The 18372-nt window shown below is 41.4% G+C and carries 19 protein-coding genes; 17 read left to right on the forward strand and 2 right to left on the reverse strand.

Features of this window, described 5'->3' with window-relative positions:
• Positions 1-60 precede the first annotated feature (60 nt).
• The 6 genes from UE46_RS16195 (at position 61) to UE46_RS02095 (ending at position 5606) form a co-directional block, all read left to right on the forward strand.
• The gene (locus UE46_RS16195; RefSeq protein WP_233230965.1) at positions 61-471 is read left to right on the forward strand and encodes an AbrB/MazE/SpoVT family DNA-binding domain-containing protein; all 411 of its coding nucleotides are present in this window, start codon (positions 61-63) and stop codon (positions 469-471) included.
• A complete protein-coding gene (locus UE46_RS02075; protein WP_036060452.1) occupies positions 465-791 on the forward strand; it encodes a type II toxin-antitoxin system PemK/MazF family toxin in 327 nt (108 codons plus the stop codon). The genes UE46_RS16195 and UE46_RS02075 overlap by 7 nt, the downstream gene beginning before the upstream one ends.
• Positions 792-1043: 252 nt before the next feature.
• A complete protein-coding gene (locus tag UE46_RS02080; RefSeq protein WP_051492882.1) occupies positions 1044-3185 on the forward strand; it encodes a right-handed parallel beta-helix repeat-containing protein in 2142 nt (713 codons plus the stop codon).
• Positions 3186-3563: 378 nt separating this feature from the next.
• A complete protein-coding gene (locus UE46_RS02085) occupies positions 3564-4379 on the forward strand; it encodes a Cof-type HAD-IIB family hydrolase (protein WP_233230966.1) in 816 nt (271 codons plus the stop codon).
• A gap of 49 nt (positions 4380-4428) precedes the next feature.
• Positions 4429-4686: a hypothetical protein gene (locus tag UE46_RS02090; protein WP_036060450.1), complete on the forward strand. Its 258-nt coding sequence runs from the start codon at positions 4429-4431 to the stop codon at positions 4684-4686.
• Between the two features lie 86 nt (positions 4687-4772).
• Positions 4773-5606, forward strand: coding sequence for a class I SAM-dependent methyltransferase (locus tag UE46_RS02095; protein ID WP_036060447.1), 834 nt, complete (start codon positions 4773-4775; stop codon positions 5604-5606).
• A 59-nt stretch (positions 5607-5665) separates the two neighbouring features.
• On the opposite strand, the gene ygjK is transcribed toward UE46_RS02095, so the two are convergent.
• On the reverse strand, positions 5666-8032 hold the full coding sequence (gene ygjK / locus UE46_RS02100; protein ID WP_036060444.1) for an alpha-glucosidase: 2367 nt from the start codon (positions 8030-8032) through the stop codon (positions 5666-5668).
• 180 nt (positions 8033-8212) lie between these two features.
• Here ygjK and UE46_RS02105 point away from each other — a divergent pair, with 180 nt between their 5' ends.
• Positions 8213-8407, forward strand: coding sequence for a hypothetical protein (locus tag UE46_RS02105; protein WP_036060441.1), 195 nt, complete (start codon positions 8213-8215; stop codon positions 8405-8407).
• An 86-nt stretch (positions 8408-8493) separates the two neighbouring features.
• Here UE46_RS02105 and UE46_RS02110 read toward each other — a convergent pair whose 3' ends face one another.
• On the reverse strand, positions 8494-9366 hold the full coding sequence (locus UE46_RS02110) for a helix-turn-helix domain-containing protein (protein WP_036060439.1): 873 nt from the start codon (positions 9364-9366) through the stop codon (positions 8494-8496).
• A 423-nt stretch (positions 9367-9789) separates the two neighbouring features.
• Here UE46_RS02110 and UE46_RS02115 point away from each other — a divergent pair, with 423 nt between their 5' ends.
• From UE46_RS02115 to UE46_RS02160, 10 genes are all read left to right on the forward strand, one after another.
• Entirely contained in the window at positions 9790-9975 is a 186-nt protein-coding gene (locus tag UE46_RS02115; protein WP_036060438.1) for a hypothetical protein, read from the forward strand.
• A gap of 52 nt (positions 9976-10027) precedes the next feature.
• A complete protein-coding gene (locus UE46_RS02120) occupies positions 10028-10459 on the forward strand; it encodes a hypothetical protein (protein ID WP_036060436.1) in 432 nt (143 codons plus the stop codon).
• A gap of 126 nt (positions 10460-10585) precedes the next feature.
• Positions 10586-11434, forward strand: a complete 849-nt coding sequence (msrA, locus tag UE46_RS16205) for a peptide-methionine (S)-S-oxide reductase MsrA (RefSeq protein ID WP_036060435.1) — start codon at positions 10586-10588, stop codon at positions 11432-11434.
• A 75-nt stretch (positions 11435-11509) separates the two neighbouring features.
• A complete protein-coding gene (locus UE46_RS02130; protein WP_036060433.1) occupies positions 11510-11830 on the forward strand; it encodes an ArsR/SmtB family transcription factor in 321 nt (106 codons plus the stop codon).
• Positions 11827-12762, forward strand: coding sequence for an ABC transporter ATP-binding protein (locus UE46_RS02135; RefSeq protein ID WP_036060430.1), 936 nt, complete (start codon positions 11827-11829; stop codon positions 12760-12762). Before UE46_RS02130 ends, UE46_RS02135 begins: the two co-directional genes overlap by 4 nt.
• A complete protein-coding gene (locus UE46_RS02140) occupies positions 12755-13525 on the forward strand; it encodes an ABC transporter permease (protein ID WP_036060429.1) in 771 nt (256 codons plus the stop codon). Before UE46_RS02135 ends, UE46_RS02140 begins: the two co-directional genes overlap by 8 nt.
• A 633-nt stretch (positions 13526-14158) precedes the next feature.
• Positions 14159-16231 carry a BglG family transcription antiterminator gene (locus UE46_RS02145; protein WP_118907359.1) on the forward strand — a complete coding sequence of 691 codons (2073 nt, stop codon included), beginning with the start codon at positions 14159-14161 and terminating at the stop codon, positions 16229-16231.
• Between the two features lie 12 nt (positions 16232-16243).
• Positions 16244-16732, forward strand: a complete 489-nt coding sequence (locus UE46_RS02150; protein WP_036060427.1) for a PTS sugar transporter subunit IIA — start codon at positions 16244-16246, stop codon at positions 16730-16732.
• Positions 16729-17007: a PTS sugar transporter subunit IIB gene (locus tag UE46_RS02155; protein WP_036060426.1), complete on the forward strand. Its 279-nt coding sequence runs from the start codon at positions 16729-16731 to the stop codon at positions 17005-17007. The genes UE46_RS02150 and UE46_RS02155 overlap by 4 nt, the downstream gene beginning before the upstream one ends.
• Before the next feature lie 69 nt (positions 17008-17076).
• Complete coding sequence (locus UE46_RS02160) at positions 17077-18357, forward strand: PTS galactitol transporter subunit IIC (RefSeq protein WP_036060425.1); 1281 nt, start codon at positions 17077-17079, stop codon at positions 18355-18357.
• Positions 18358-18372: the final 15 nt, after the last annotated feature.

An 18372-nucleotide genomic window follows, 5' to 3' on the forward strand; every position in this document is an offset into this window, starting at 1 on the left:
AGGGAATAGGCCATCGATAAATGGATTGTCGGCGTTAATCCAACTGGCATCCCGCATATTGTGGAATATGTGAATGGCGATGAGAAATTGACTTTTGATGCCGGAGTGTATGATGAACCCTTTGAAGGAACTTTGAATCTGAGTGGTGATACTTTCCCAAATTCGATAAGTATATACAATGTAGACACATCATGGGATAATAAATTTATAAGTGAAGGAGGGATTTTCATGACCACCGTCAGTATTAAAAAGTGGGGGAATAGCAAGGCTGTTCGTATTCCCAATAATATTTTAAATGCTTTAAATCTACATGAGAATGACAAGCTTAATATTGAAGTTGTTGATAATCAAATGATTCTTACCAAAACAGTTGCTGAGTTGACTATTGAGGATTTATTCGCAAATTACGAGGGTGAGACTTTCCAAACAAAGCTACAAGAATTTGAACCAATGGGGAATGAAAAATGGTAAGACAAGGTGATATCATCAAGATTAACCTAAATCCGAAACAAGGTTATCGCCACTATATTTGCCTCAGCCATCGATTAGTAAGTGACTACGCCAATATTGCTGTCTTTGCTCCTATAAGTAACACGTCGAGATCCTATCCTTTGTATGTTTCCCTAACTGGTACAGAAACTACAGGGAAGGTATTGCTAGATCAACTGGTCACAATAGATTATAATGCTCGCAAATATAATTATGTAGAAACCGTACCAGCTTCTTTGCTCACGAAACTCTTAGAAACGGTAAAAGTTATTTTTCAAAAGAATGAAAAGCCAACTAACTGAAATAGCTAGTGGCTTTTTTGCTGTTAATAATTGACTATAGTTATATGTACGTTTATATTTAATGTGGAGAATGTTATAAATAATTTTTTTGTGCGCCTTTAAAAATTTTGATACATGTTGTGGCTGTTTTGGTAAAGGGTGCTGATTACGTTACAGTGCTTTTAACCTTGCTCAATGAGTAACAAATTATCGCGATAGCTATTTAAAATAGAGGTAACACGGATTCACTATATAAAAAGGAGGAAAAAGTCTATGAAAATCACTAAATTATTAAAAGTTGGAGCGGTCTGCAGCATGTTGGTATTGGGATTTTTGGTATTATCAATGACGGGCAACAAAGTATTGGCAACGGATACATCAAGTGTGCTAACTAAAGGTGCGCTACCGCTAGGATCGACTAATTATGCCATACCAGCCGATGCCGTATTTGTTTCGCCGAGCGGGAGTAGTGGAGGAACTGGAACGATCACCAATCCAGTAGATACGGTCGCCCGTGCTCAAAAAATAATCCAGACAGAAGGACGAACTATTGTATTGCGCGCTGGATCCTATCATGAATCATTAACGAAAGATACAGGCGCGCCGATGTGGGACACGGGTTTGACGATTCAATCGTACCCAGGCGAGGAAGTCTGGTTTGATGGCTCGTCCGCTGTAACAGGGTGGAAAAAGGAAGGCGCGGCTTGGGTTCACGATAATTGGACAATTAAATTTGATGCGAGTCCAACATTTACAAAAGGCGCGCCAGATTTTACAGCGGAGAATTGGAAAAATATTAATCCGAGTTATCCGATGGCGGCCCACCCAGACCAAATTTGGATGAATGGGAAGGCAATGCAACAAGTGGAAAGTCTCAATAAACTAGGGCCGAATAAGTTTTACATGGATTATGCAACTAACAAAATCTATCTTGGTGATGATCCGACAAACAAAGAAGTTCGAGCAAGTGATTTGCAAATAGCGCTATCGATGGATGTTCCGAAAATTACTGTTCGCGGCGTTGGTATTCGTCGTTATGCGCCATCCGTGCCAGATTTAGGAACTGTTCGTATTTCTGAGCCAGCAACGGGTTCCAAATTGGAGAATGTGATTATTACGGATAGCGCTACCACTGGTTTGCAAATTAGTACGGCGGATGTGACGCTTCAAAATGTAACTGTTACAAATAGCGGCCTGCTCGGAATCGGGACGAACCGAGCGCATAATTTAAAAGCCGATAAACTCTATGTCGCTAATAGTAACCTCGAGAATTTTAATATGAGCCCAATTGCATCTGGTATAAAATTAAGTCGTAGCTATAGTACAGTGATTTCAAATAGTAAAATTGGTGATAATAAATCAGTCGGGCTGTGGTTTGACGAAGATTGCTATGATGCGACGGTTGTGAACAATGAAATTTCTAATAATATGAGTACGGGTATAGCTTTTGAACTGAGTTCGCTGGCCAAAATCGCGAATAATCGGATTAATAATAACGCTGGATATGGTCTGCATATTTTTAACTCGGATCAAATGGAAGTTTGGAATAACACTCTGACAGGTAGTCCGATGTCAATTCTCATTCAGCAGGATAGTCGCAAGCCGGAAAAGGATCGTTATTGGGCACCTCACGTGTATTCAAAAGATATTTCTTGGTATGTGAACACTATCAAAATTTCCAACAATATTCTCGGCTTACCAACAAAAATGGCGAGCCCATGGGGAGGCGTTGTGGCGCTTCGGGATGAGACGTATCAACGAACTGGGAACCAAATGGGTGTGAGTTTAAACGGTAATGTGTATTATCGCACTGGTTTAGAAGGCGCGACAACACTTGTTCAATGGTCAACTAAAACAGCCGGGATTAAAGATTGGAATAGTTTTACGAACCTTGCAGCTTTCCGAAAGGCAACAGGGCAAGATAGCCGTTCGATTGAAATGACGGAAAATAGTACCCCGTTAAATACAAATGGTTTTGCGCGGTATGATATTCAGCAACAAGCAAGTGCAGTAGCTTCGCCAATTAAGCACGCGATTGCCATAGCTTCTGATTTGCCGTCAGGTGAGAAATTTCTTGGACCAACACCTAATTTGCTTGGAAATTTAGACAGGGTGGACGCGAAACAAATCATCGGATGGGCTTGGAATCCAGATGAACCTACGTCGATATCGACCAATCTTAAAATAAACATTTACGATGAACAGCATGTGGTTGTTGACACGATTACGACTGAGGCGAATCAATATCGAGCTGATATACAGAAAGCAGGTTTTGGAAGTGGTTACGGGGGCTTTGCGTACACGATTGATTGGAATAAATACCCGAAAAATAAAAAGTATCGTGTTGTAGTTTTTGCCGCGGATAATGCAGGTGTGTATAACCCGTTGCCGAATGTTCGGTATTATGCTAATTAGGTGGTTTTGTTGGTGAAGATTTAGTAACGCCGATATTATTATGGAAGAAGATGTGTACTAGTTGCGCATCTTTTTTCGTCTTCTAGCAATTGCTATTATGCCAAACACAAGACCACCCTCGTACACATCGACTGTGAACAGGTTGGTCTTTTTTGCTGAATTGCTTTGAGTGGTTTGCGGGATTTGTGAAGGCGACGGTTGGGTATATGATTCTGAATGGTGCTTTCTGAGGGATAAGAAAGGCTTGTTTAACATCAAAAAAAGCCCAGATAAATTGATGGGAAGGCGTGACAAGTTACGTAAACTGCTTTATAATTCGAATAGTAATGGCGTCCACTGATGAGGCGTTTCAAACGAGTGTGGAAGGGTGATTTGATAATGGAAACGGTTGTAACGGATATGGATGGAACACTGCTCGCAAAAGGTGGCGCGGTGATTCAACCCTTAAATAAAGAGGTATTACTAGATTGGCAGAAACGCGGGAAAAAATTAGTGCTGGCAACAGGTCGGCTGGATTTGGCGATTATGCCATTTATTCATGAGCTGGGAATCACGATGCCAGTTATTTCTTGTAACGGCGCGCTTGTTCGCGACTTCCAGAAAAACGAGATATTGATGAAAAGTGATATTTCGTATGATTTACTGGCGCAGGTGATTGAGTTGGTGCGCGGGTTTGGCGTGGATTATCACGTGTACACGACGGAGCGGATTGTTGGGCCAACGGTGACTGGGAAAATTGCGGGGTTCGTCGAGGCGAATAAGACGCTTCCAGAAAATGAAAAGGTTCCGTTGACTGTGACGGAGGATGTCGTTGGTGAAATCGTGCGTTCTGGCGAGTTTGCGCTGAAAGTTCTTGTTATTTCGGATGACGCGGATAAACGTGTGGCGGTGCGCGAAGCATTGGCCCAATTACCGCTTTCCGTGATGGCTTCCGGCACAACGCTGATTGATATTATGAATGTTGGCATCGATAAAGCGCATGGCCTTGCGTATTTGGACGAAGCTGGTTGGCTTGATTTGGAAACAACAATTGCATTTGGCGACAACGAGAATGATATCGGCATGATCGAACTTGCAAAAATGGGCGTGGCGATGGAGAATAGTATTCCAGAGACGCTGGCGATTGCGGATTATATCGCTGGTCATCATGATACCGGTGGACTCGCTCAGTTTTTACTTGATTTTGAGAAGTAACGTGTTATGCTGAAATTGGAAGAAATTTTATCTAGGGAGCTGATTCAAAATGGAAGAGGAAGAACGCTTTGATCTAGGACACACGGTGAAGAAAATTTTCGTGATTGGTATCGCGGCCGGGCTGATTTTCATTGGCTTTATCGCATTGATGACGCTGATCGGGATCGTTATCGCGATTCCACTACTGAAAAAAGCCTATAAGATGATGACATCAAACGGCGATGAGTCGTGCACACATGAGAAACACAAGATAAAATGCCCGATTTGCCATGCAAAAACAAAATTTTACGAAGATAAACTAGACTAAAAAAATGTGATCAGAAATTTGCGCAACCTAAGGCGAATTCTGATCACATTTTTAAATTTATTGTAAAGTAGGAAGGAATGACACACATGAACAAAAAAACAGAAAAAATAGTGGCGTGCATGCTTCGAGACAAGGCTTCAGATGAGATTCAAACGGTACAAACAGGACATCGCATCAAACTTGCGGAATTCTGGGATATAAAAGAAGGCGATCGCGTGCTGGAGGTAGGTTGTGGACAAGGTGATACGACGGCAGTATTGGCATATCATGTCGGCAAAACTGGCTCTGTGTATGCGGTCGACATTGCGTCCCCGGGTTACGGTGCACCATTTACATTGGCGCAATCGACGTATTATTTGTTGCAGTCTGAACTTGGAAGCCGCATCGAATTTAAGCTAGAAACGGATATTCTGCGTGGTGATTTGGCGTTTGAAGCCGAAACGTTCGACGTCGCAGTCATCTCGCATGCGTCCTGGTATTTCAAATCCAAAACCGAGCTTCTAGAAATGTTGCGCGTCCTGAAAAAATGGGCGAAACGGATTTGTTTTGCGGAATGGAATCCACATCTCACCGACGCGCGTCAAGAATCGCATTTGCTAGCCGTATTAGTGCAAGCGCAATATGAGGCGTTTAAGTCCGAAACAGAATCGAATGTGCGGACATTTATCACGCCAGATGATATCGCGGAAATGGCGCAGAGTCAAGGTTGGCAGGTGACGAGTGAAGGTGATATTTGGACGCGGGAAATGCAAGATGCCAGTTGGGAGGCCTCGTTTGTCGTCCATCATATCGCGGAGGAAATCGCAAAACAAGAGGCGTTACCGGCGAAGTTTAAGGAGTTGCTGTTAACGCAGACGAAACTGATTGATATTGATAATGTCTTGCCGATGAGCTCGTATTGTTGCGTGATTGAGGACTAGGGAATTTAATAAAAAGGTACAGCTCTTCATTTTCTTGAAGAGCTGTACCTTTTTTTAGCTTATTTCTCAATCCCAGTTTGACTCGTTGTTTTGTCGCCTACAATCGTATTTTGATACATTAAATAATACGCGGCAGAGGACCAACTGAAGTTTCGAGTACTCAAGCCATCGCCTGTAAGCGGGTCGTAGTTTTCGTGAATAGGTTCGTTACCCATCAAACCGTTTGCGTGGTTAAATAAGTTCTTCGATAGGACTGTTGCATCTGCTTTGTAGCCGTAATTTTGCAAGGCTTCTACACCGAACAGGGCTTGATCGAGCCAGACGGGTCCGCGCCAATATTCAGTTGCGCTAAAACGTGGGTTGTCTTTGGACGCAGTTGGGAATGGCACGTAGGTGTTGAACTTATTTGGAGAAAGCATATTTTCTCGTACGCTCGCGGCTTTGTCCTTGTCAGATAGATTTGCCCAAAGCGGAATCCAGCCTTCCGTCCCTTTACCGCGATTCACAAGCAGTTTTGTCTTGGAATTATCGCCGTTTATTTGTAAATCGTAATAGAAACCAGTGTCTTTGTCATACATATTTTTTTCGATGTATGTTTGCACTTTTTCGGCTTCTTTTTTGTATTTATCCGCGTCGTCGTCCTTACCTAGCACTTCCGCCATGGAAACGAGGAAGCCTTTTTCAGCATAAAGGTAGGCGTTTAAATCGACGGATTCTTGATTGATAGAGTAGCCGATCACCTTATCCGCGCTATCTTTATTTTCTAAAACTAGCACGCCAGGATCGTTCTTACCGACACCATCTTGGTCAAAGCGAACGGCGTTATCCATGCCACTTTCCCACGCAGCGGCTTCGATGACAGCTTCATCATTCAGCTCCAAATTACCGTTTGCGTCTTTGATATTCTTGTCGTTCGCATCTTTTTTCCAGTTGGCGTCACTGACCATGCTACCGTACTCTGCGATGCCGTTCTTGTTGTGATCGCGGTTGGAATACCACCAGTCATGATAATTCACTAATTTCGGATACATTTCCTTCAAAAAATCCTTATCTTTCGTCGCTTCGTAAATGCTCCAGACCGCCCAAGCTGAAAGTGGTGGCTTCGAATTACGCTCATTCCAGTTTCCGCCGTCTCCGCCACGTTCCGCGGTTTTATTGTAGAAAATGGCATCGATAATCGCGCCAGAATCCTGTGGTAAAACGGAATCATCTGCTTGGATTTGATAGTCAAATAGAGCGCGTACGCTATTTTTCGCTAGTTCGGGGTTGAAATTCACCGTTGCGACGGCTTCTTTCCAAGAATCCCAGGACCACAGTCCGATAAACCATTTGTAGGACATCGACGGAATAATGCCATCATGCTTAATCGCGCCAGCTGGACTCCGCCAGTTTGTAGTCAGCGTTTCAACCGTTTTCACAGCAGCATTTTGATATTCGGGGTAGTTTTTATTTTTCGCGTCGGCAAAAGTCTTGTCTAAATAACCTTGCCAGCGTGTATTATTGCTTTTGAATAGCTTATCTTGGTCCGTAATGTACGAGTCCCAATTCGCTTTTTCATCCTGCAATTCTTGATCCGTGAACGTATAACTTTCCACGGCAAACGTCGCGAAATCCTTATTTGGCGCGATTGTGATCGGACTTTTCGCCTTTGATGTATATGTATTACTGGCAACATCATTCACAACTGGCATATCATGGTAGATAGAATACTTCGTTTGTTTCGTGGAGAAGAACGTCCAAATTTCTCTCATATCAGGAAAATTAACTTGAACTCCATTAGCGGTTGATTCGAGTGTTTGCTTCAAGTCGATCGTGTCACTGCCGTCATTCAGCTTATTAAGCAACGTTCCCTGCCAAGAAAGCGATAAATGAAGCGGTTTCTCCGTTTTGTTCGTGATATTCGTTTTGACGAGCGCCGAACGATTACTAGTAAAAATCAAGTCTAATTCTAGCGTTAAATCGTCGAGTTCGTAAGTCTGGACTAGCTTGCCAGGATAATACGCAAAATCAGTACTAGCCTTGCTCAAATCATAAGTCGTTTTTGTATCATCGTTTGCGATTTGAATTTTATTGAAAGTTTTCGCCAAATTCGCTGGATACTCTTCACCGATGATAACAGGGCCAGCAAAGCCGCCGAGTATTTCAGGTGAATTGCCATCGGGTAAATAATAGCCGTGCCAAGCGCCAAGATCCGAGAAATTATTAAACCTGTTCGTATCATAATTTCCGTACATATTTTCGGTCGGATTTGCCGAGATATCAATAACATTCTTAAAATTGGATACCTCTGGTTTCGGTGCTTTTTCGATTAAATCCGATGTTTGTTCCTCTTTTTTGTCTTTATTCAGCAGATTAAAACCGACGACTCCGGCTACAATTAGCAGAATAATACCCAAACTGATAAATAAGTAACGCTTCTTTTTCATTTCATACCTCCTGAGTATTCTAATATTTATGGTAACGCTTTCAGTTAACTCTGTAAGTATAACGTATTTTGGGTGAAATTGCTAGTTGGTGTTTGTTTATTTATTTGACTACAATCATTATACAGGTGTAGTATGTGGTGAGGTTGGGAAACAATAACTACAAACTGGGAGGCGATAGTTATGAAAAAAATTGTAGATGATGCTTTTGTAGCTCTTGGTATGATATTTTTAGTTTTAATAGTGGCGTCTTATTTCACTGAAATTGGTGATTTTGTACATAATGGAAGAACGTACTTACTTGTTCTTTTTATAGCCATTATTATTGGAAGATATCTCAGATTGATAGTAAGTGCTAAGAGGCATAGTAAGGGATGAGAATAGAAACGATGATCGCTAGCGTGAAGAAGCTTAGTGATCATCGTTTTTAATTTGTGGATAAGTCAGATTTAGAGATAGAAGGTTTAAATATCCACTTCAATCTCATATTTCTTTAAAAATGTGGAGAAATGTTCGTGTAAACTATCGAATTCTAGATATTCAATGATAAGCATATTTTTCTTGATAACCTCGTAGGCGTTTCCATCTTCACCAAGTTTAATGCGTGCAATGGCATGATTTAGTTCGGAGCAAACTTTTTCATAGACTAAGGTATATTTCTTCGCTTTTTCAATCGCAGTCTCTGCAAAGTTTTTAGCTGTTTGAAAATCTTCGTGTTCTAGACAAAGGGTGGATAAATTCGTATAAATATGTTGTTCAATGTGTTGGAATTCTAAGAAATATTGAAAGCTACCTAATCGTTTCAATGATGTACGTGAAAATAACAGAGCTTCTTCTACAGTTAAAGCGTAGATAATATTGTTAAATAATCTCAACTCATACAAGTACCAGTTGTCCATGCCAAATAAATAATTTTTGATCGGTGTAACAAATTTAATCATGTCTTCACTCACAGTATGATTGATGTTGTAGGAAATTAATGCTTTGCAAATTAGCATGTAGTGATAGTAAGTAATGTTATTTGTCTTTTCATATAAGTCTTTTGCTGTGACAGCTAGGTTCTTAAGTTTTTCTGTATCATTCAAATTTGCTGCTTCACTGATTTGTGATCGTATTTGCTGATTGAAAAGCATTTTTTGATCATTTTGAACAAAAAGGAATTCTTCGAAAACAATATTTAACCTGTGTAGCAGTAAGAAAAACTTATCGTAGGAAGGATAATAGTTATTTGTTTCAATTTGAGAAAGGTGTGCACGTGTGAGAATTCCTGCTGACAGTTCTTTTTGCGTGAAATTTTTATCTTTTCTAATCTTCTTAATGGTTTCTCCAAAATTCATGATAGCGCCTCCAAACTTTTTGTTAATTTGATGGAAATAAGGAACATGTGCAACAAAACTATATAGATTAGCTATAATATGATGTTATCAGTGGTGAATAGCAGAGGGGTGAAACACACATGGTAGGACCTTTAATCTGGATAATTGATTAATGGAAGTAGCTGATTGGTGAATGATTTTTGATGTAAGGAATTATAATATCTTATATCATTTTCTAATCTTAAGAAAATTTTTAAAATAATACAAGCATACGTAGTGACAAAATAAGACTTAAATCTATTATATAGCAAAGACACCTACTTCGGCTAGCACTTATTTGAATAAAAATGATATATTTGGGTCTTATTTTAAAATAAAGATAAAATCACTAGTTATTGAGATGAGCGAGATAGGGTTACGTGAAGAGGGTTCAAGAGGTTTCCTATGTTAAATAGCGAACTTGCTTCGAATCCTTTTGCTATATATAACAACAATGAGAAGGGGAACGAGGCACATGTGGGAAGACTTAATGAAGGCGCTAAAAGATTTAGTGATAACGGCTGTCATTTTGTGCGGGCAATTTGTACGCTGGTTGCTGCTGCTCCTCCGATATCAGTTGAAGTGCCCTAATCATAAATCGTTTGGAAATAAAAAAAACTAGAATTTTGAAGGAGTGGAGCGCATGTCTAATTTGATGAACCTGTTTACTGGTCCTGTCGTTGCCCACGAAATAAAAATCGAAAACAAGACGAGACACACGATTGTTGATACATATTTAGTAAGTGGAAATCAGCGTAAGCGGGGAAATGATTTCCGCATTGGAGAGAAGCGAAGTTTATATCTTCCGGCATCGAATTCGAAGGCTTGTGAGCTGAGTTTTACGATAAGTGGCGAGGAATATCATTTTCCATTACGGGAAAAAATAGATACGAATAATCAAGCGCCGATCGTTGTTAATATCGTGACGGATGGGACGGCTAGTTTGGATGTCGAAACGTATCGGGAACAGCAGGAATCGAATGGGAAAATAGCGTGGAAGGATTCTAATATTATCTGGGGAACAGCGACGTTTTTCTTTGCTTTTTTGATCATCTGGATTGTAAATATACTTTAATAGTTCCTAGGTAAAAGCTGAACACGATGCCGCCTGTAAAAATCGTACGCAGCTTTTTTGCATGCATTCCTTTATAATTCGTGTGATAATAGGGCATGCGATTAAATCATGAGGTGGTCTTAAATAATGAAAAATAACGAAACGGAAATTACCGGAGATCTCTATAACTTGCTACTCAATCCAGCTACTCGCGACTGGGAACGTTCGTTGTTGCGGGCTGCGAAGACGGGGATCGACAATGGGGCGAATTTTGACGATCAGATTGCCAAACTTGAAGCTGAATTGCGTCCTCTTGCTTTAAGAAATAATTTGACGCCTGACGTGACTGATTTTTATTTGAGAATAACGGATGATCCTGCTGCTGGTAATTCATTCGATTTATCTGTGCATTATCAGGAAGATGGACCTTATCAAGCGCGCGCTATTTTTGCTGGTGGGTGTTTTTGGTGCATGGTAGAGCCGTTTGAGACTAGACCTGGAATTATTGCGGTGATATCGGGCTATACTGGCGGGCATATGGATAATCCAACGTATGAGCAAGTGGCAGGCGGTTATACAGGGCACGTGGAGGCTGTAGAGATTATTTTTGATACGCGCGTTTGGTATTATAAAGAGCTAGTAGAACTTTATTGGCAGCTGACCGACCCGACCGATGAATTTGGTCAAATAGCCGATCGTGGCAGTAACTACAGACCGGTTATATTTGTTGCAAATGAAGTCCAGCAGGCGATTGCGGAGCTTTCTAAACAGGATTTAGCGGAATCGGGAAAATATAAAAACCCCATCGTGACAAAAATCGAACCCGCGACGACATTTTGGCCAGCGGAAAATTTTCACCAGCAGTTCTATCAAAAGAACCCGAAAAGGTATAAAAAACTTAAACGTTCCCGCCAGCAATTTTTAGCATTTCAGCGTATGCAGACAAAACTTCGACTTGGATTTAAGCGATTGCGAAATAAAAACCGCACGCACTAATGGTTCTGCTTGACTTTACATTCATGATGATCTATATTCTACATAGGTAACCGCCTATATACAGGAGGGATAAAAATGAATTACGAAAGAACTTCATTGGTGCTTAAAGCAATGGCTGATCCTAAGAGAATGAAAATCATCGACCTTCTTTCGGAGAGTAGTTTGTGCGCATGTGATGTGTTGGAGCATTTTGACTTCACGCAACCGACGCTTTCGCACCATATGAAAGCATTAGAAAAGGCTGGGATCGTTTCGGTAACGAAGCAAAGTCAATGGCACTACTACGCGCTTAGAGAAGACTTTGTGCGGGATTTTATGAGCTCGATGACGCAATTACTTTCTAGCAGTGGCGAGGATAGTGTTACTAAAACAAATAAGGAGATAATTATTAAATGACATATGCACTCGAAATAACAGACTTGAAAAAAGTATATGCGACAGGCGTTCAAGCCCTACGCGGAATTGATTTAATAGTAGAAGAAGGGGATTTTTACGCCTTACTAGGTCCAAATGGTGCTGGGAAATCAACGACAATTGGGATTATCACGTCGCTGGTCAACAAAACATCGGGAAATGTGAAGGTTTTCGGCTACGATATCGATAAAGATTTAGTACGCGCGAAACAGCAGATTGGCTTAGTGCCTCAAGAATTCAACTTTAACCCATTTGAAACGGTCCAACAAATCGTTGTGAATCAAGCGGGTTATTACGGCGTTTCTCGGAAAGAAGCGCTAAAACGCAGCGAAACATACTTAAAACAGTCAGGATTGTGGGAAAAACGTGATGTACGCGCACGCATGCTTTCTGGTGGGATGAAACGGCGATTAATGATTGCCCGCGCGCTGATGCATGAGCCGCGCCTACTTATTTTAGATGAACCAACAGCTGGGGTCGACATTGAGCTAAGACGCGAGATGTGGGATTATTTAAGAGAGCTGAACATAGGCGGCACAACGATTATCCTGACGACACATTATCTGGAAGAAGCGGAAATGCTCTGTCGAAATATCGGAATCATTCAGTCAGGCGAGCTAATTGAAAATACGAGCATGAAAACGCTGTTAGGGAAATTGCAGTTTGAAACGTTTATTTTTGATTTGGCACCTTTCGATAAAAAGCCTGAGATTACTGGATATAAGAGCTGTTTGGAAGATGACCAGACGCTTTCCGTTGAAGTCGAGCGCGATCAGGGGATCAATGATTTGTTCGAGCAGCTCACAAAGCAAGGAATCCAAGTGCTTTCCATGCGCAACAAATCCAATCGTTTAGAAGAACTATTTTTGAAAATCACAGACGAGACACATCAAGTGGAGGGGAAACATGTTTAATCTTTATTTCACGGCCTTAAAAAGCCTAGCAGTCAAAGAAACCAATCGTTATATGCGTATTTGGATTCAAACCTTAGTGCCACCAGTCATTACAACATCACTATATTTCGTCATCTTCGGAAATCTAATCGGAGGACGAATCGGAGAAGTAGGCGGATTCTCTTATATGGAATTTATCGTGCCTGGACTTATCATGATGTCCGTCATCACCAGCTCCTATTCCAACGTATCCTCCTCCTTTTTCTCGCAAAAGTTCCAGAAAAATATTGAAGAATTATTGATCGCTCCCGTGCCAACGCATGTCATCATTTGGGGCTTTGTCCTCGGCGGGATTGGCAGAAGTATTCTAGTCGGCGCACTTGTCACAGTGGTTTCGCTATTTTTCGTACCTCTTGCCGTGCATTCGTGGCTACTAGTCATTCTCACACTGCTCATGACAGCGATTTTATTCTCGCTCGCAGGTTTATTAAACGGGATATTCGCGCAGTCATTTGACGACGTATCGATTATACCAACCTTTGTGTTACAGCCATTAACCTACCTTGGCGGCGTGTTTTATGCGATCACAATGCTACCGCCATTTTGGCAAGCCGTTTCAAAAGTCAATCCGATTGTGTACATGGTTTCAGGATTCCGATTTGGCTTTCTTGGAGAAACGGATATTTCTGTCATGTGGTCTATCGCAATCCTGGTTCTTTTCATCGTCGTACTATACGCCATTTGTTGGTACCTGATTGATAAAGGTCGCGGTTTAAGAAGTTAATAATGTAGAAAAACTGATTTTGGACTGATTCCTGTTCGAAGTCAGTTTTTTTTTGTGGAATTTAAAAGCCCTTCACCAAATAGGCGAAAGGCACAATGCTAAACTTCATTAGATCTAAATTAAATCGGGGATAGCTTGCAAAAATTCTCTTCGTTTTTCATCTGTATCGAATATTGAACTTTGGAATTTCACGCTTGAACAAAAGGATATGGAAGCAATCGCTGGACTAGATAAGAATAAAAGAACAGGATCGAATCCACATAATCAATTCTTCTTATGGTTTACAACATTTCTTAAAGGTTAATACTAAATGAAAATAGACGACTGTGAGGGAAATATTTAAATTCTGTATGTCCAACCTATTTTTTAGAATTATAAATCATGTCAAATAATTCTTATTGAAATCTCCACGTCTGCCCCGTATAGTTATGGTAGACGTGGTTTTTGTTTTGCTCGCTGGGCACGCAAGTCGTGCGCCAGACGAGCTTTTTTGCGTTTTTATAGACGCGGTTCTGTTAAGAGAATCACAAGTAAAGCCCCATGCTGTACAATTTCTTAACAAGATGTTGGGATGAAAGCGTGTACAATTTTGGTGGAAACCGTTCTATAATAAAAGAGAACAGGAGGGATATCATGTATTTGGATGAACGAAGCAATGTGCTGTTAAAAGAGATTTTGCGGCATCCTAATATATCGAATGCCAAGCTACAGGAGAAGTTCGGATTGACCCGCAGGCAGGTGGATTATAGTTTTCAGAAGGTGAATCAGTGGTTGGAAGAGCAGGCATATCCGAAAATTCATCGGTCGGCGAATGGGCGTTTTGTTGTGGAACCTGACCTGTTTCAGTTAGTGGAAGGCACGGCAAATGGGGAGGAGGAAGATCGGTATATTTTGTCCGAAAAGGAACGGGCGAGCTTGATTATTTTGATGCTTTCAACGAGTCAAGAGGAGCTGTCGCTGAATCATTTTATTAGTGAACTGGAAGTAAGTAAAAATACAGTTTTGCGAGATTTGAAGGGTGTGCAGGCGATTTTTGATACGTTTGGGCTTGAGGTGCATTATTCGCGGATGAACGGTTATCAGGTCTGCGGTGACGAGTGGAATCAGCGTTCAGCCTTGATTTACGCGGCAGGACATATTATTTCGAGCTATAATGGCGAGCAGTTATTGCGTCATTTTATGCAGATTGAAGCGGCACGCGTGGAGCAGATTCGGGATCATTTAGTGGCGGTGGAAGTGCAGCTGAATTTGACGTTTATCGATAACAAAATGCAGATTTTACCGTATATTCTGGAAAGTATTTTTAGGCGAATCCGAAAAGGGCAGCGCATTACGACGGAATTTTTAATTGATTTTAACGAGCTGTCGGATACGCAGGAATATGGTGCGGCCAAGCTTTTGATCGAGGATGAACCGTATATTTCGGAGACGGAGCGGCTATACATTTCGCTGCAACTGCTAACTTCGAACGTGTTACCGAAAAATGACTTAACGAATGAAACATCGCCGCGCTTGAAAATGGCTGTGGCTCAGGTTTTGAGTGAGTTTGAGAAGAAGGCGTGCATTCAATTTGTGGATAAGGATTCGCTACTGGAAAAGTTATTTGCACACATCAAACCGGCGTATTATCGGATAAAATACCATTTAACGACGGATTATAGTCTTTTGGATAAGATTGATCAGGAATTTGAAGCGGTACATTATATTGTGAAGCAGTCCCTCAAACCGCTAGAAAAATTTATTGGAACGCGTATTCCTGAAAATGAGAGTATTTTTATCACGTTGTTTATTGGTGGACATTTGATTGATACGACGGAGCGATTGCAGACAAGACTGAAGGCCGTCGTTGTTTGTCCGAACGGATTGTCAATTTCGCGCCTGATGGAAAAGACGTTGCGTAGTTTATTTCCAGAAATCTTTTTTTATCAAGCTATGTCGATTCGTGAGTTTGAACGGACAAATGTGCGGTATGATTTAATTTTTTCGGCAGTGCCACTTCAATCGGATAAGAAAATTTTCTTAATAAATCAATTGATGGATGAGCAGGAACGATTGGAGCTTAGACGTCGAGTGATGCGAACGGTTTATATGGTTGGCGAAAGCGGTGTGAGCGTGGAGCAGTTGATGCGGGCAGTCGAAAAATACGCGGATGTTCAGGATAAGGAGCGGCTGGCCCGGGCGCTTGCGGAATGCTTAACGCAGCCAATGAATATGACTGAAAATTTGATGGACGAAAAAAAACAGTTAATTGATTTATTGCAACCAGAGATGATTCAACGCACGAAAAGAGTGAAAGATTGGCAAACAGCGATTCAGATGGCGTCCGAACCGTTACTTGAAAAAGGGGCGATCACAGAAGCGTATGTTGACGAAATGATGCGGCAACATGTCACGCCAGCAGCGCATATTGTGTTGCGGCAGACCATTGCTATTCCTCATGCAGAGACTGAAAAAGGCGTGAAAGAACTCGGAATGAGCATGCTTTATATCGAAGAAGGCCTAGCGCTTGAATCTGGCGGCACATTGCATTTTGTCGTAGTGATTGCGGCCGTTGATAAAAACGCTCATTTTCAAGCTTTACTGCAATTGATGGAACTTGCTGGACATAAAAAAACATTGAAAAAAATCGCGCAACTAGAGGAACCGCAAATCATCCATCAGACAATTCAAAAATTCATCGTAGAACTCGAGGAAAAAGCGAAATAAGGAGGAATGGGAATGGATTTAGTACAGTTTATAAAGAAAGATTTGATCTGGGTGCAGACTCCTTGCCAGGATCAAACCGAGCTTTTTGCAGAAGTATCGACGCGTGCAGCTTCTAAAGACATGATTACAGATCAGTTTTTAGAGAAGCTCACGGAACGGGAAGCAATTTTTCCAACAGGTTTGCAGTTAGAGAATTTCGGAGTGGCTTTACCGCACACGGACCCAGAATGTGTGACCGAACAATTTATCGCGGTGTTAACAAGCGAGGCGGGAATTCCGTTCAAGCAGATGGCGGACGCAAATCAAGAAACGACGGCGAATTTAATTTTTGTGTTGGGGCTAAATGAGCCACACAGCCAACTTGCCGTTTTGCAACAATTAATGGGCGCAATCCAAAATGAAGAGCACGTGAAGGCACTGCTCGCGGCAAAATCGGCGGATGATATCATCGAAACGTTGTCGCAAGTTGTATTACATTTGAAGGGTGAGGAAAAATTATGAGTAAAAAAGTATTGGTAGCATGTGGAGCAGGAATCGCAACATCGACGGTCGTTATGAATCGTGTGGAGAATTTGTTGAAGGATAACGGAATTGATGCCAGTGTAGAACAAATTAAGATTGCGGAAGCAGCATCGAAACAAGCAGGAGCAGATTTAATCGTATCAACAACTATTTTACCAACAACGTATAGCATCCCAGCGATTATTGCGACGGCTTATATTTCAGGAATTGGTATGGAAGAATTGGATGAAGAAATCCTGGCAAATTTGAAGTAAATAGAGAATGGGTACAGGGAGCTTGACGTCAATCGAATATAGCTCCCATTTAAAAAGGAGGAAAAGGGTATGGATAAGCTTTTAGATGGAGTACAGTATGTCTTAAATCTTGGTCCGACGGTTATTTTGCCGATTGCAATTCTGATTATCGGCATGATTTTTGGGACTGGCTTTAAAAAGGCATTTCGCTCAGGTATTACGATAGGTATTGGTTTTGTAGGGATTAACCTCGTTATTAATTTACTCGTGACTAATCTTGGCCCCGCGGCGCAACAAATGGTGGAGCGTTTCGGACTTAACTTAACAATTATTGATGCGGGTTGGCCATCAGCGGCTGCAGCATCATGGGCATCACCGGTAGCAGCTATTTTAATTCCGGTTTGTCTTATCGTGAATTTATTACTTATTTTCTTCAGAATCACAAAAACGTTAGATATTGATATTTGGAACTATTGGCATTTTATCGCGGCTGGTGCGACAGGTTATGTTGTCACTGGTGGAAACTGGTGGTTCGCTATTCTTTGCGCGATTTTATATGAAATTGCGGTTCTGATTATTGCAGATAAAACAGCGCCTATGGTAGCAAGTTTTTATGGTCTAAAAGGTATTTCGATGCCAACTGGTTCTACGGCAGCTTTTGGACTGGTCGGAATTCCGATTGGTTGGGTTGTTGGAAAAATACCAGGATTGCGTAAGCTTCATGCTGATCCAGAGTCGATTCAAAAACGTTTTGGTATTTTCGGCGAACCGATGATGATGGGCTTGATTCTAGGTATTGGTATCGGTTTACTTGCTGGCTACGATGTCGGCGAAGTATTCCAAGTCGGTATTTCGATGGCAGCGGTTATGCTTCTAATGCCTCGTATGGTTAAAATTTTGATGGAAGGCTTAATTCCAATTTCAGAGGCGGCACGTGAGTTTATGAAGTCGAAATTTAAAGGTCGTGAGCTCTACATCGGGCTTGATGCAGCGCTTTCTGTTGGACATCCAGCGGTTATGTCGACGGCGTTAATGCTCGTACCAATCACACTTTTCTTAGCGGTTATTTTGCCAGGAAACCGGGTTTTACCGTTTGGGGATTTGGCGACAATTCCATTTTACATCGCATTTATTGTAGCATCTCGAAAAGGGAATATTGTGCAATCACTCATCACGGGGACGATCGTTATCGCATTCTCTCTACTGATGGCAACGAATTTCGCAGATACACACACGGCGATGATGAACGGCGCCGATTTTAAAATGCCGGACGGGGCAACAAAAGTATCGAGTCTTGATCTAGGTGGAAACTTCTTAAACTGGTTAATTTTGAAATTCTCAGAAGGCTATCAAGCTCTTTTCGGGAAATAAAAGCTCTTTTTGAAA

The sequence above is a fragment of the Listeria weihenstephanensis genome, assembly GCF_003534205.1.
GTDB lineage: Bacteria > Bacillota > Bacilli > Lactobacillales > Listeriaceae > Listeria_A > Listeria_A weihenstephanensis.